General features: G+C 66.2%; 12 protein-coding genes. 7 read left to right on the forward strand and 5 right to left on the reverse strand.

The features are described 5' to 3' along the window. Positions 1–3: 3 nt before the first annotated feature. Together GGI48_RS01455 and GGI48_RS01460 are read right to left on the reverse strand one after the other, a co-directional pair. Positions 4–789, reverse strand: coding sequence for a PhzF family phenazine biosynthesis protein (locus GGI48_RS01455; protein WP_179601872.1), 786 nt, complete (start codon positions 787–789; stop codon positions 4–6). Positions 790–794: 5 nt separating this feature from the next. Next, positions 795–1,490, reverse strand: a complete 696-nt coding sequence (locus GGI48_RS01460) for a transcriptional regulator (protein ID WP_179596513.1) — start codon at positions 1,488–1,490, stop codon at positions 795–797. A gap of 185 nt (positions 1,491–1,675) precedes the next feature. Here GGI48_RS01460 and GGI48_RS01465 point away from each other — a divergent pair, with 185 nt between their 5' ends. The 5 genes from GGI48_RS01465 to GGI48_RS01485 all read left to right on the forward strand — a co-directional run bounded on the left by GGI48_RS01465 (position 1,676) and on the right by GGI48_RS01485 (position 7,731). Continuing rightward, on the forward strand, positions 1,676–2,368 hold the full coding sequence (locus tag GGI48_RS01465) for a response regulator transcription factor (protein ID WP_179596515.1): 693 nt from the start codon (positions 1,676–1,678) through the stop codon (positions 2,366–2,368). Beyond that, positions 2,368–3,705 (forward strand): sensor histidine kinase, encoded by a 1,338-nt coding sequence (locus tag GGI48_RS01470; protein ID WP_179596517.1) that lies wholly within the window; start codon positions 2,368–2,370, stop codon positions 3,703–3,705. The genes GGI48_RS01465 and GGI48_RS01470 overlap by 1 nt, the downstream gene beginning before the upstream one ends. Before the next feature lie 103 nt (positions 3,706–3,808). Next, complete coding sequence (locus tag GGI48_RS01475; RefSeq protein WP_179596519.1) at positions 3,809–6,049, forward strand: TonB-dependent siderophore receptor; 2,241 nt, start codon at positions 3,809–3,811, stop codon at positions 6,047–6,049. 44 nt (positions 6,050–6,093) lie between these two features. Further along, positions 6,094–6,996 (forward strand): alpha/beta hydrolase, encoded by a 903-nt coding sequence (locus GGI48_RS01480; RefSeq protein ID WP_179596521.1) that lies wholly within the window; start codon positions 6,094–6,096, stop codon positions 6,994–6,996. Between the two features lie 117 nt (positions 6,997–7,113). Further along, positions 7,114–7,731, forward strand: a complete 618-nt coding sequence (locus GGI48_RS01485) for a DNA-3-methyladenine glycosylase family protein (RefSeq protein ID WP_179596523.1) — start codon at positions 7,114–7,116, stop codon at positions 7,729–7,731. Positions 7,732–7,898: 167 nt separating this feature from the next. Here the strand turns inward: GGI48_RS01485 and dctM are convergent, their stop codons facing one another. Genes dctM through GGI48_RS01500 form a run of 3 tightly spaced genes read right to left on the reverse strand, consistent with a single transcriptional unit; the run spans position 7,899 to position 10,868 of the window. Next, positions 7,899–9,179, reverse strand: coding sequence for a C4-dicarboxylate TRAP transporter large permease protein DctM (gene dctM / locus GGI48_RS01490; RefSeq protein WP_179596525.1), 1,281 nt, complete (start codon positions 9,177–9,179; stop codon positions 7,899–7,901). Further along, positions 9,179–9,811 carry a TRAP transporter small permease gene (locus GGI48_RS01495; RefSeq protein ID WP_179596527.1) on the reverse strand — a complete coding sequence of 211 codons (633 nt, stop codon included), beginning with the start codon at positions 9,809–9,811 and terminating at the stop codon, positions 9,179–9,181. The genes dctM and GGI48_RS01495 overlap by 1 nt, the downstream gene beginning before the upstream one ends. Before the next feature lie 55 nt (positions 9,812–9,866). Continuing rightward, positions 9,867–10,868, reverse strand: a complete 1,002-nt coding sequence (locus GGI48_RS01500) for a TRAP transporter substrate-binding protein (protein WP_179596529.1) — start codon at positions 10,866–10,868, stop codon at positions 9,867–9,869. Positions 10,869–11,052: 184 nt separating this feature from the next. Here GGI48_RS01500 and GGI48_RS01505 point away from each other — a divergent pair, with 184 nt between their 5' ends. Both GGI48_RS01505 and GGI48_RS01510 read left to right on the forward strand, forming a co-directional pair. Next, positions 11,053–12,084, forward strand: coding sequence for an AraC family transcriptional regulator (locus GGI48_RS01505; RefSeq protein ID WP_047304014.1), 1,032 nt, complete (start codon positions 11,053–11,055; stop codon positions 12,082–12,084). 106 nt (positions 12,085–12,190) lie between these two features. Further along, complete coding sequence (locus tag GGI48_RS01510) at positions 12,191–13,312, forward strand: polyamine ABC transporter substrate-binding protein (RefSeq protein WP_179596531.1); 1,122 nt, start codon at positions 12,191–12,193, stop codon at positions 13,310–13,312. Positions 13,313–13,334: the final 22 nt, after the last annotated feature.

Raw genomic sequence — 13,334 nt, forward strand, 5'->3', positions numbered from 1 at the left:
GGTTCAGAGAAAAATGCAGCCCTTGAGGTACAGGGCGCCGTGACCGCTGATGATCACCCGGCCGTTGTCCAGCACCTGACACTGCAACTGGCCCTTGCGCGCCCCGCCCTGCTGCGCCCGCAGCTGGCGCTTGCCCAGGCGCGCCGCCCAGTAAGGCGCCAGCGAGGTATGGGCGGAACCGGTGACCGGGTCTTCATTGACCCCGACCCGCGGGCCAAACCAGCGCGAGACGAAATCGAATTCCCGGGACGGCGCCGTCACCGCGATGCCGCGCACATCGAAGGCGGCCAGGGCGGCGAAATCGGGCTTGAGCGCTTCCACCAGGGATTCGTCGTCCACCACCAGCAGGTAGTCGTCGGTGCGGTACAGGGCCTCAGCCGCCGGCAAGCCCAGGGCTTGCAGCAGGGCCGGAGCAATCGCCACGGCCTCGGGTTGCTTGGCGGGAAAATCCATGGACAGCAGGCCGCCCTCGCGGCTCACCCGCAACTCGCCGCTGCGGGTGGCAAAGCGCAGCACGTCGCGGCGCTCGCCCAACTGCTCGAACAGCACCCAGGCCACCGCCAGGGTGGCGTGCCCGCACAGGTCGACTTCCACCGTGGGGGTGAACCAGCGCAGTTCGAAGACCTCGCCCCGGGGCACGAAATAGGCGGTTTCCGACAGGTTGTTCTCCAGGGCGATGCGTTGCAGGAGCTCATCGGGCAACCAGGCCTCCAGCGGGCACACCGCCGCCGGGTTGCCACCGAAGACGTGAGAGGTAAAGGCATCCACTTGATAGATATCGAGCTGCATCGCGGTCATTCCTCGGCGCCTTGGGCGCGGATCTGTTCCAGGTAGTTGTAGATGGTGTAGCGGGTCACCCCCAGGGCCGCGGCGGCCTTTTCGATCCCGCCCTTGACGATGAACACCCCGCGTTCCTGCATCTGGCGCACGGCGTCGAGCTTGTGCTGCTTGCTCATGCGCGTCGCGCTGGCCGGGCAGGCGCCCTGGATGATCTGCGCCAGCAACTGTTCCATGTCGCGGCTTTCGTCGCGGTGCGGCGCGGGCGCGCTGCCCAGGCCCAGCAATTGCCCGAGGCAAGCGTGGGCCGCGGCGATGCCGCTCAGGTCGCTGTTGCTGCACAGGCTGGCGAAAGGCTGCCCGCTGCGGTCGCGAAAGATCACCGTGGAACTGCGCAACTCGCGGCCGTCGGGGGCCAGGGTCGGGTAGTTCTCCAGCACCAGCGGGGTACTGGCGGAGCGGTCCTGCAGGGCCCGCAGCACCGCGGCGAATCCCAGGTCCTGGCGCGGCCCGCCGAGCACCGGATCGCCCACCTGGCGCCCGGTGACATGGCCGTTGGCGATGGCGACGATCGATGACTCCGGGCGGTCCAGGTCATGCAGGACGATTTCCACATGCTGGCCAACCACGCTGGCAAGCATCTGCAAGGTGCTGGAGAGCACCTGCAGCACCAGTTGGCGCTCGGCAAGCAAGGCATCGCAAGGCGGGTTCATGGGCAGTCACCAAGAAAATTGGCCAGGAAAAATATCAACACAGTGTTGAATATTCAACTTTTAGTTGATTGGCGCCGCAATCGCGCCCACCGGTCGTGGCAATTGCATCACCAGGGCCATTGCTGCAATATCCGCAAACGCAAAGCATTCTCATTAAATACCCCTCTATTCAAGTGCTCTCCCCCATGACCCCCAACCTGCTCCTCGTGGAAGACGACGCCCGACTGCGCGACGACCTGGACCTGCATTTCCGCCAGCGCGGCTTTACCGTCACCAGTTGCACCGACGGCCGCCAGGGACTGGCCGCGGTGCGTGCCGGGCACTTCGACCTGGTGCTGCTGGACATCATGCTGCCGGGCCTGGACGGTCTGGCCCTGCTGGAAACCCTGCGCCAGGAACAAGGCACGCCGGTGATGCTGATGTCGGCCCTGGGCGCCGAGCAGGACCGGATTACCGGCTTTACCCGGGGCGCCGACGACTACCTGCCCAAGCCCTTCAGCCTGGCCGAGCTGGACGCCCGCGCCGACGCCCTGCTGCGGCGCATGGCCCGGGTGCAACCACCGCCGGCCACGCGCCAGGACCGGCTGCTGAGCTTCGACGAGCAGGCCCAGGACGTGCTGCTCCAGGGCCGCGCCGCCGGCCTCACCGGTTCCGAATACCGGCTGCTGGTGACCCTGCGCGAGCACCCCGGGGAAACCCTGAGCAAGCCCTTTCTCTATCAGCACGTACTGCACCGCATCTACACGCGCCTGGATCGCGGCCTGGATGTGCACGTGTGCAACCTGCGGCGCAAGCTCGCGGAGCTCGGGGTGCAACACCTGCAGATCCAGGCGGTGCGCGGCGCCGGCTACATCCTGGTGGAGGCGCAACGTCACTGATGCGCCGTCATCCCCTGCTGTGGAAACTGGCCGGGCTGCAGATCGGTTTCTGCCTGCTGCTGACCTGGATCATCTGGACCTGGGGCCTGTCGGCCGAGCGCAGCACCTATTTTCTCGACCCCGCCGACCGCCAGTACCTGGCCCGCTATGCGCAGCAGGCCGAGGCCGCCTGGCAACAGGGCGGCGCGGCGGCGGTGGATGCCTTTGAAAAACGCCTGGCGGCCGAGGAGCACACGTGGGTCGCGGTGCTTGGCGAGCGCCTGCAACGCCTGGGCAGCACCCCGCTGAGCGCCGACGACGCCAGCCACCTGACCTTCATGCGCAAGCTCGACTGGCCCATGAGCCGGCGCCTGCAGGACCAGTTGCCCTACGTCAGCATCGAATTCCCCGAGCACCCGGAGCAAGGCCGGCTGGTGCTGCAACTGCCCGAGCGCCTGCTGCCCGGTGGCCTGACGCCCTGGACCCACCTCTTCAGCCATGGCGTGGTGCCGACCCTGCTGGCCGCCCTGCTCGGCCTGCTGCTCTATCGCCACCTGGTGCTGCCGCTGAACCGCCTGCGCGACCGCGCCGATGCCTTGCGCGCCGACGACCTGGACAGCCAAGGCCTGGGCACGCCCCTGGTGAACCGCCACGACGAGCTGGGGGAACTGGCCCTGGCCTTCGAGCACATGGCCGAGCGCCTGCGCCAGAGCCTGGCCCAGCAGCGTCTGTTGCTGCGCACCTTGTCCCATGAGCTGCGCACGCCCCTGGCGCGGTTGCGCATCGCCCACGACAGCCCTTTGCCGCCAGAACAGTTGCGCCAGCGCCTGGACCGGGAAATCGCCGACATGCAGCGCCTGCTGGAGGACACCCTGGACCTGGCCTGGCTCGACACCGAGCGCCCGCAACTGCCCACCGAAGCGGTGCAGGTGCTGTCGATCTGGGAAGCCCTGCGCGAGGACGCCTGCTTCGAAAGCGGCTGGCCGGCCGAACGCCTGCCCTGCCTGCTGGATGCCGATTGCCGGGTACAGGTGCACCTGGACAGCATCGCCCAGGCCCTGGAAAACCTGCTGCGCAATGCCATCCGCCATTCCCCGGAAAACGGCCGGGTGAGCCTGCGCGGCTGGCGCGAAGGCGCCTGTTGGCACCTGTGCCTGGAAGACCAGGGCCCGGGCGTGGCCGAGCAGGACCTGCAACGCATCTTCCAGCCCTACCAGCGCCTGGACTCGGCCCAGGGCGAAGGTTTCGGCCTGGGCCTGGCCATTGCCCGGCGCGCGGTGGAGCTGCACCAAGGGCGGATCTGGGCCAGCAATGGCAAACCCGGTTTGTGCCTGCACCTGCTGCTGCCCGCCGCCTAGACCCTCGGCCTGGAAGTGTTTAGAAAGTTAATGCGCTTTACTCGCAAATAGCAGTCATTATCATTCGTGATCTTCTGTTTCTGCCCCTGTCCGGAGATCACCGATGTCCATGCGCTCGCTGCGTCCTTTCGCCCCCTTCCTGCTGTCCGGCTGCTGCCTGCTCAGCCACGCGGTGCAGGCCGCCAATGCAGGCTCGACCCCGCCGGTCCTGGAGCTGGAACCGCAGAACGTCATCGCCACCGCCAAGGAAGAAACCAAGCAGGCACCGGGGGTCTCGGTGATCACCGCCGAGGACATCCAGAAGCGCCCGCCGGCCAACGACCTGTCGCAGATCATCCGCACCATGCCCGGGGTCAACCTCACCGGTAACTCCACCAGTGGCCAGCGCGGCAACAACCGGCAGATCGACATCCGTGGCATGGGCCCGGAAAACACCCTGATCCTGGTGGACGGCAAGCCGGTGGGCAGCCGCAACTCGGTGCGCTACGGCTGGCGCGGCGAGCGTGACAGTCGCGGCGACACTAACTGGGTGCCGGCCGATCAGGTCGAACGCATCGAAGTGATCCGCGGCCCGGCGGCGGCCCGCTACGGCAACGGCGCCGCGGGTGGGGTGATCAACATCATCACCAAGCAGGCCGGCAGCCAGACCCACGGCAATGCCACGCTCTACAGCTCGTTCCCGAGCCACAAGGACGAAGGCGCCACCCAGCGCGCCAGCTTCGGCCTCAGCGGCCCGCTGACCGACAGCTTGAGCTACCGGGTCTACGGCAATGTGGCCAAGACCGATGCCGACGACGCCGACATCAACGCCGGCCATGAATCCCTGCGCACCGGCAACCAGGTCGGCACCCTGCCCGCCGGCCGCGAAGGGGTACGCAACAAGGACCTCAATGGCCTGTTGAGCTGGAACCTGACCCCGGACCAGAGCCTGGACTTCGAAGCCGGCTTCAGCCGCCAGGGCAACCTCTACACCGGCGATACCCAGAACACCAACAGCAACAGCACGGTGAAAAACCTGCTGGGCCACGAGACCAACCGCAGCTACCGCCAGACCTATTCAGTGACCCATCGTGGCGAATGGGACTTCGGCAGTTCCATGGCCTACCTGCAATACGAAAAGACCCGCAACACGCGAATCAACGAAGGCCTGGCCGGCGGCACCGAAGGCATCTTCAGCAACAGCGAGTTCTACACCGCGGTGCTGCGGGACCTGACCGCCCATGGCGAGGTCAACCTGCCGCTGCATGCCGGTTTCGAGCAGACCCTGACCCTGGGCAGCGAATGGTCGCAGCAGAAACTCGACGACCCCAGCGCCAACACCCAGAGCACCAGCGAAGGCGGCGCCGTCAGCGGCCTGAGCTCAAGCAACCGTAGCACCCAGTCCAGCGCGCAGATCTTCTCGCTGTTCGCCGAGGACAACATCGAACTGCGGCCGGGCACCATGCTCACCCCGGGTCTGCGTTTCGACCATCACAGCATCGTCGGCGACAACTGGAGCCCGTCGCTCAACCTGTCCCATGCCCTGAGCGACACCCTGACCCTCAAGGCCGGCATCGCCCGCGCCTACAAGGCGCCGAACCTGTACCAGCTCAACGCCGACTACCTGCTCTACAGCCGCGGCCAGGGCTGCTACGGCCAGAGCACCAGCTGCTACCTGCAAGGCAACGACAAGCTCAAGGCAGAAACCAGCGTCAATAAGGAACTGGGCCTGGAATACAAGGCCGACGGCTGGGTGGCCGGCCTGACCTACTTCCGCAACGACTACAAGAACAAGGTGGAATCCGGCCTGGCGCCAGTGAGCCGAGCCAGCGGCGGCAGCGGCGCCTACCGCAACGCGGCGATCTACCAGTGGGAAAACGTGCCCAAGGCCCTGGTGGAAGGCCTGGAAGGCACCCTGACCATCCCCTTGGCCAGCCAGCTGACCTGGAACAACAACTTCACCTACATGCTGCAATCGAAGAACAAGCAAACCGGCGACTACCTCTCGGTGACCCCGCGCTACACCCTCAACTCGATGCTCGACTGGCAGGCCACCCAGGACCTGTCGCTGCAAGCGAGCGTGGCCTGGTACGGCCAGCAGACGCCGAAGAAGTACGACTACCACGGCGACCGCGTCACCGGCAGCGCCACCCAGCAACTGGCGCCTTACGCGATTGCCGGGGTCAGCGGCACCTACGCCCTGACCCGCCACCTGAGCCTGACCGCCGGGGTCGACAACCTGTTCGACAAACGCCTGTTCCGTGAAGGCAATGCCCAGGGCGTGAACAACATTGCCGGGGCCGGCGCCGCCACCTACAACGAACCCGGGCGCACCCTGTACACCAGCCTGACCGCTTCGTTCTGAGCCATCACCCAGAGCCATCACCAAGACCCCGCCGAGAACGCCTGATGAGACGCTTTTTTCTGCCCCTGGCCCTGGCCTGGGGCCTCGCTGGAGCGGCCCTGGCCGCCCCCGCCCCGGACCAGCCCATGGACCGCAGCCTGCTGCAACGCCAGGACCTGCCCTACCGCTTCACTAGCCTGCAACTGGACTCCGCCGACGGCCAGCGCCACTACCAACTGTGGATCGGCAAGCCGTTGCAGGCGCCGCCGCCACAGGGCTACCCGGTGCTGTGGATGCTCGATGGCAACGCCGCCCTCGGCGCGCTGGACCCCGAGCAGCTCAAGCGCCTGGACCAGGGCCAGGCGCCGCTGCTGGTGGCGGTGGGTTACCAGACCCCGCTGCGTATCGAACGCAATGCCCGCACCTATGACTACACCCCGCAGCAACCGGGCCAGGCGCTGCAGCAAGACCCGCTGACCGGACAACCCAGCGGCGGCGCGCAAGCCTTCCTGCAACTGCTGCGCGAGCGCATGCGCCCGGCCGTGGCGGCCCAGGCACCGATCGATAGCGCGCAACAGACCCTGTGGGGCCACTCCTATGGCGGCCTGCTGGTGCTGCAGGCGCTGTTCAGCCAGCCCCAGGCGTTTCGTCACTACGCCGCCGCGAGCCCTTCGCTGTGGTGGGGCGACGGCCTGATCCTGCCCCAGGCCCAGGGCCTGACCGAGCGCCTGCGGGGCCATCGTGCGCAATTGCTGCTGATGCGCGGCGGCGCAGAGCCGGGCAACCCGCGCCAGCCAGCAGGGCCCGGTGCCGACCAGCGCGCCCGCCAGTTGCAGGCGCAACTGGCCCAGGTGCAGGGGCTGGCCCTGGACTACCACAGTTTTGAAGCACTCAACCATGGGCAAACCCTGGCGGCCTCCTTGAACTACGTGCTGCAGCGGCTCTACCTGCCGGCGGCCAAGGACTGAAAGCCCCGCGCCCGGGTGCAAGGCCCGGGCGCCGAGTTCCAGCGCAAGACACGGAGTGCAAGCCTTGGGGCGGCGGGCTAATCTGCCGCTCGCCCCGCCACGTGTTCCGGATCGCCAATGCCCACCTGCCCCACCACTCGTTTTCTTGCCGCACTGGATGCCGACTGGGCCGCGCTGATCGCCGCCGTCGGCCCCTGCCTGCACCAGCCCCGCCCGGAGCGCGAGCCTTATCAGGCGCTGGTGCGCGCGGTGGCCTACCAGCAACTGCATGCCCGCGCCGGCGACGCGATACTCGGCCGCCTGCGCGCGTTGTTTCCCGGGCAGGCCTTCCCCACGCCCCGGCAACTGGCCGCTGCCAGCCTGGAGAGCCTGCGCGGCTGCGGCTTTTCCGCGCGCAAGGTGGCGACCCTGCAGGGCATCGCCCAGGCCACCCTGGACGGCCGCGTCCCCGATGCCGCCAGCGCCCGCGGCCTGGATGACGAACAGCTGATAGAGCGCCTGACCCAGCTGCCTGGGATTGGCCGCTGGACCGTGGAGATGCTGTTGATCTACAGCCTTGAGCGCGAGGACATCTTGCCGGTGGACGACTTTGGCGTGCGCGAAGGCTACCGCCGCCTCAAGGGCCTGGAACAACCGCCCAGCCCCCGCCAGCTGCGCCAAATCGGCCAGGCCTGGAGCCCCTGGCGCACCACCGCCGCCTGGTACCTGTGGCGAGTACCGCCCCGCCAACCCTAACCCTGTAGCCGCTGCCGCAGGCTGCGAAAAGCCCCGAAGGGGCTTCAGGGACCTCAAGAGCGGCGCCTGCTTCGCAGTCGTTCGCAGCCTGCGGCAGCGGCTACAGACAGCCAGCGTAACCAGTAGCAGCCAGTGCAGCCGTGCAGCCAGTGCAACCAGCGTCTCGTTTACATGCCCAGCCAGTTGGGCAAGGCCAGGGAGATCAGCGGCACGTAAGTCACCAGGATCAGGAACAGCAGCAGGATCATCAGCCACGGCATCGCCGCGCGGATGGTCTGGCCCAGGGTCAGGCCGGTCACCGCCGAGGTCACGAACAGGTTCAGGCCCACCGGCGGATGCACCAGGCCGATCTCCATGTTGACCACCATGACGATGCCCAGGTGAATCGGGTCGATCCCCAGCTTCATGGCAATCGGGAAGAAGATCGGCGCCAGGATCAGCACGATCGCCGAGGGCTCCATGAAGCTGCCCGCCACCAGCAGCACCACGTTGACCATCAGCAGGAAACCGATCGGCGTCAGGCCTTCGGAAATCACCCAGGCGGTGATTTCCTGGGGGATCTGTTCGGTGGTCAGCACATGGGCGAAGAGCATGGCGTTGGCGATGATGAACATCAGCATGATCGACAGCCGCCCCGACTCCAGCAGCACCTTGGGGCAGTCGCGCAACTTCATGTCGCGGTACACGAACAGGGCGACGAAGGCCGAGTACACCGCCGCCACCGCCGCCGCTTCAGTGGGCGTGAACATGCCGCTGTAGATGCCACCAAGGATGATCACCAGCAACAGCAGGCCCCAGAACGCCCGGCGCGCGCAGCTCAGCCACTGGCCAAAGGTCGCCCGTGGCTGGGCCGGCAGTTTTTTCACCCGGGCCACGATGTAGATCGCCACCATCAGCAGCAGGCCCAGCAGCAACCCGGGCACCACGCCGGCCATGAACAGCTTGCCCACCGAAGTCTCGGTGGCCGCCGAGTACACCACCATGACGATCGACGGCGGAATCAGGATGCCCAGGGTCCCGGCGTTGCAGATGATCCCGGCGCCGAATTCCTTGGGATAGCCGGAGCGCACCATGCCCGCCACGGCAATCGAGCCCACCGCCGCCACCGTCGCCGGCGAGGAACCGGAGAGCGCCGCGAACAGCATGCAGGCCAGCACCGCGGCAATCGCCAGGCCGCCACGGATGTGGCCGACGCAGGCGTTGGCGAAGTCGATCAGGCGCTGAGCCACGCCGCCGGTGGTCATGAAGGCCCCGGACAAGAGGAAGAACGGAATCGCCAGGAAGGTGTAGGCGTCGGAGGTTTCGAACAGCTTGATCGCCAGGGAGCTGAGGGAGTCCTGGCTGAACATCAGGATCGACAGCGCCCCCGACAGTCCCAGGGCAATGGCAATCGGCACGCCGAGGAACATGAAGACCAACAACAAGGCAAACAGACAGAGCACGGCCATCAGTCACGCTCCTTATGGTTGCCCGCCAGTTTGCTGGCCTCGCCCGCTTCGTCGGCCAGGCCCAGGCCGACCTGCCGGCGGGTGAACAGGCGGTAGAAGATTTCCAGGTAACGCAGCAGCACCAGGGCGAAGCCGATGGGCACGATCACCACGATGTGGCTGACCCGGATGCCGAAACGGTCGAGGTCTTCGGCGTCGATATGGGCAGCCATGATCGCGCTCAGCCATTTGAAGCTGGCCACCATGAACAGCCCGGCATACAGCAGGCAGCACAGGCAGGCCAGCAGCGCCAGGTAGCGCTGCACCGGGCGCGGGGTCAGGCGCACCAGAGCGTCCACCCCCAGGTGCCCGGCGGTGCGCACGCCATAGGACATGCCGAAGAAGATCAGCCAGCCGAACAGCGCCTTGGTCAGGGCCACGCTCCAGGTCATGTCCTGGGCCAGGCCCATGCAGGCATCGCCCAGCGCATTGAAGAAAGCACTGCTGGCGGCCCAGCGGTCGGCCAGGGCAAAGAACAGCGTGTAGATGTTGTTGAGCATCACGTAGACAAAGGTCACCAGGGTCATGGTCGCCAGCAGCAGGGCAATCAGGCCCTCCTCCAGGTGCTCCCAGATACGTCTCAGGGACTGCATAGAGATACCTCGCAAAACGAGCGGGGCCGTCCGCAGCGGGACGGCCAGAGGGCCATCAGTGACGCTGGTTGGCGGCGTCGGCGGCCTGGATCAGCTCGGCGCCGACCTGCGCCTCGAACCGGCTCCACACCGGGCGCATGCTGTCGCGCCAGGCCTGGCGCTGCGCGGGGGTCAGTTGGATGATTTCGCTGGTCTTGGCCTCGACGATCTTCTGCCTGGCGCTCTGGTTCAGGGCCTCGGCCTGTTTGTTCACCTCCAGCGAGACCTCGCCCATGATGGTTTCCAGCTCGCCGCGCACGTCCGCCGGCAGGCCGTTCCAGAAGCTTGCGTTGGTGATCACCATGTAGTCGATCAGGCCGTGGTTGGACTCGGTGAAGTACTTCTGCACCTCGTTGACCTTCTGGCTTTCATAGTTCGACCAGGTGTTCTCGGTGCCGTTGACGGTGCCGGTCTGCAGGCCCTGGTAGACCTCGGCGAAACTCATCTTGCGCGGGTTGGCGCGCAGCGCCTTGAACTGCTCTTCGAGCACGCTGGAGGCCTGCACGCGGAACTTCAGGCCACGGGCATCCTTGGGTTCGTGCAGGGGCTTGTTGGCCGACAACTGCTTCAGGCCGTTGTGCCAGTAGGCCAGGCCGAGGATGCCCTTGCCCTGCATCGCGGTCAGCAGCTGCTTGCCCTCGGCGGCCTGGAAGCGGTCCACCGCGGCCAGGTCGTCGAACAGGAACGGCAGGTCATAGATCTGGATCTGCTTGGTGTACTGCTCGAACTTGGCCAGGGACGGCGCCAGCATCTGCACGTCCCCCAGCAGCAGCGCCTCCATTTCCTTGCCATCGCCGAACAGCGACGAGTTGGGGTAGACCTCGACCTTGACCCGCCCCGGCAGGCGCTGCTCGGCGAGTTTCTTGAACAGCAGCGCGCCCTGGCCCTTGGGGGTGTTCTCGGCCACCACGTGGGCGAACTTGATGACAATCGGGTTATTCGTGGCGTCGGCGGCCTGGGCCAGCCCAGCAGTGAACAATGCAGCAGCGCAGAACAGCGCTCGAGAGAGCTTGAACATGGACGTCACCCTTTTATTGTTGTGATGGCAGGAAGAGTGCCCAAGGCGCGGCGTATAGAGAATTTCGAATTTTTGATACCCGCGTTCGCCTCTGGCGAACGCCATGTGCCCTTGCAGGGGGCAATTGAACCGCAGACGCGTAACCCCTAAAGTCACGCCTCCCGATATCACCTTGAGATCGCCGATGGCCGCTCTTCGCCTGACTACCCTGCATACCACTCAAGCGGTGCTGGATGCCTTTCGTGACAGCGATGTACCCGCCGAAGTGCTGCTGGAGGGCAGCGGCATCCAGCTGGCGGACCTGGAGCTGCCCAACAGCCTGATCAACATCAGCCAGGAAATGCGCGTGTTCAGCAATGCCGTGCAGTTTCGCCAGGACCTGGGGCTGGTGCTCGGGCGCAACCTGCACATCAGCGCCTACGGCATGTTCGGCCTGACCCTGCTGACCAGCGCCACCCTGCGCGAAGGCTGGTCCCTGGCGCTGCGCTACCCGTTGCTGCTGGGCACCTTCTTCCACCTCGACCTGGAGCTGCGCGACGGCCTGGCCTGGCTCACCGCCGACCAGTACAGCGAAAGCGAGCTTGAGGTGTTCAACACCGACTTCTGCATGTCGTCCTACCGGGTCACCTGCCAGGACCTGCTGGGCTGCACGCTGCCGCTGCGCGCGGTGCACCTCAAGCACCCGCCGCAGCCCTACCTGGACAGCTACGAGCAGGCCTTCAACTGCCCGGTACACTTCAATGCCGGGCGCAATGCCATCGGCTTCGATCCGGAATGGCTGGACCGGCGCCTGCCCCTGGCCGACCTGGTGACCCAGAACGACATGCTGCAACGCTGCATCCGCCTCAACGAGGAACTCAGCGCGCGGCCGACCTGGATCGATCAGGTGCGGCGCATCCTCAATGAACAGCTGCACGCGGTGCCGGATTTCGACAGCCTGGCGCGCCAGGTGCACTGCTCCCCGAGCACCCTGCGCCGGCGCCTGCGGGCCCAGGACACCAGCTACCAGCAACTGCTGGACGAGCTGCGCTATGCCCGGGCTCGACAGTTGCTGGGCCAGCACAGCCTGCCCATCTACCGCATCGCCGAAGCCCTGGGCTTCAAGGAAACCGCGAGTTTCCGCCACGCCTTCCAGCGCTGGAGCGGCGTTGCGCCCGGGCGTTTCCGGCAGTTGTCCGGCCAGCTCGGCCCGCTCGCGGACTGCGCGGAAGATTGACGCTAAATATCCCCTATTGACCGTTGCCAACATTCTCTCAGGGACCTATCCGGCCAAGAATGACTGCCCCGGAAGGCCCCGCTCATTTCAGACAAGGAGTTGTCGCATGAAATCGCTGCATACCGCCCTCACCCGCCTGGCCCTGAGCTGCTCCCTGAGCGCCCTGGCCCTGAGCGCCAGCTTCAGCGCCCACGCCGCCCCCGAGCGCACGGTGAACATCTTCAACTGGTCGGAGTACATCGCTCCCAACACCATCAAGGATTTCCAGGCCCAGAGCGGGATCAAGGTCAAGTACGACATCTTCGAAAGCAACGAAGTGCTGGAAGCCAAGCTGCTGACCGGCAACAGCGGCTATGACGTGGTGGTGCCTTCCAGCGGTTTCGTCAGCAAGCAGATCGCCGCCGGGGCCTTCCAGCCCCTGGACCGCGCGCAACTGCCGAACTGGAAGAACCTCGACCCGGCGGTGATGAAGCTGCTGGCCCAGAGCGATCCGGGCAACCGCTACGTGATCCCCTACATGTGGGGCACCAACCTGATCGGCTACAACCGCGACAAGGTTAAGGAACTGCTGGGCAGCGACGCGCCGGTCAACAGCTGGGACCTGGTGTTCAAGGAAGAGAACCTGAAGAAGCTCAGCCAGTGCGGCGTGACCTTCCTCGATTCGCCGGCCGAAATGCTGCCCCTGGCCCTGCACTACCTGGGCCTGGACCCCAACAGCCAGAACCCCGAGGACTACCGCAAGGCCGAGGCCCTGCTGCTCAAGCTGCGTCCTTACGTGCGCTACTTCCACAGCGCCAAGTGGATGGGCGACATCGCCAACGGCAACATCTGCGTGGCCGTGGGCTACTCCGGCGGCTTCCTGCAGGCGGCCAACCGCGCCAACGAAGCCAAGAACGGCGTGCACATCGAAATGCGCATTCCCAAGGAAGGCACCCTGGTGTGGATCGACACCGTGGCCGTTCCCGCCGGCGCCAAGCACGTGGACACCGCCCACGCCTTCCTCAATTACCTGATGGAACCGAAAGTCATCGCCTCCATCAGCAACTATGTCGGCTACCCCAACGGCGTGACCGATTCCAAGCCGTTCATCCAGCAGACGCTGCTGGACAACCCGGACCTGTTCCCCAGCGCCGAGACCATGACCCGCCTGTATCCCCTGGCACCGCTGCCGGCCAAGGCCGAGCGCACCCGCACCCGGACCTGGGTCAAGGTCACCAGTGGCCGCTGAGTCACTCACCGCGAAGGCTTGC

It is taken from the genome of Pseudomonas protegens (genome assembly GCF_013407925.2).
Lineage (GTDB): Bacteria > Pseudomonadota > Gammaproteobacteria > Pseudomonadales > Pseudomonadaceae > Aquipseudomonas > Aquipseudomonas fluorescens_AP.

Bases quoted from the DNA above. Each gene is read 5' to 3' on its own strand.
- GGI48_RS01460 (WP_179596513.1), bottom strand. From the start codon at position 1,490: ATGAACCCGCCTTGCGATGCCTTGCTTGCCGAGCGCCAACTGGTGCTG.
- GGI48_RS01485 (WP_179596523.1), top strand. From the start codon at position 7,114: ATGCCCACCTGCCCCACCACTCGTTTTCTTGCCGCACTGGATGCCGAC.
- GGI48_RS01470 (WP_179596517.1), top strand. From the start codon at position 2,368: ATGCGCCGTCATCCCCTGCTGTGGAAACTGGCCGGGCTGCAGATCGGT.
- GGI48_RS01505 (WP_047304014.1), top strand. From the start codon at position 11,053: ATGGCCGCTCTTCGCCTGACTACCCTGCATACCACTCAAGCGGTGCTG.
- GGI48_RS01495 (WP_179596527.1), bottom strand. From the start codon at position 9,811: ATGCAGTCCCTGAGACGTATCTGGGAGCACCTGGAGGAGGGCCTGATT.
- GGI48_RS01475 (WP_179596519.1), top strand. From the start codon at position 3,809: ATGTCCATGCGCTCGCTGCGTCCTTTCGCCCCCTTCCTGCTGTCCGGC.
- dctM (WP_179596525.1), bottom strand. From the start codon at position 9,179: ATGGCCGTGCTCTGTCTGTTTGCCTTGTTGTTGGTCTTCATGTTCCTC.
- GGI48_RS01500 (WP_179596529.1), bottom strand. From the start codon at position 10,868: ATGTTCAAGCTCTCTCGAGCGCTGTTCTGCGCTGCTGCATTGTTCACT.
- GGI48_RS01480 (WP_179596521.1), top strand. From the start codon at position 6,094: ATGAGACGCTTTTTTCTGCCCCTGGCCCTGGCCTGGGGCCTCGCTGGA.
- GGI48_RS01510 (WP_179596531.1), top strand. From the start codon at position 12,191: ATGAAATCGCTGCATACCGCCCTCACCCGCCTGGCCCTGAGCTGCTCC.
- GGI48_RS01465 (WP_179596515.1), top strand. From the start codon at position 1,676: ATGACCCCCAACCTGCTCCTCGTGGAAGACGACGCCCGACTGCGCGAC.
- GGI48_RS01455 (WP_179601872.1), bottom strand. From the start codon at position 789: ATGCAGCTCGATATCTATCAAGTGGATGCCTTTACCTCTCACGTCTTC.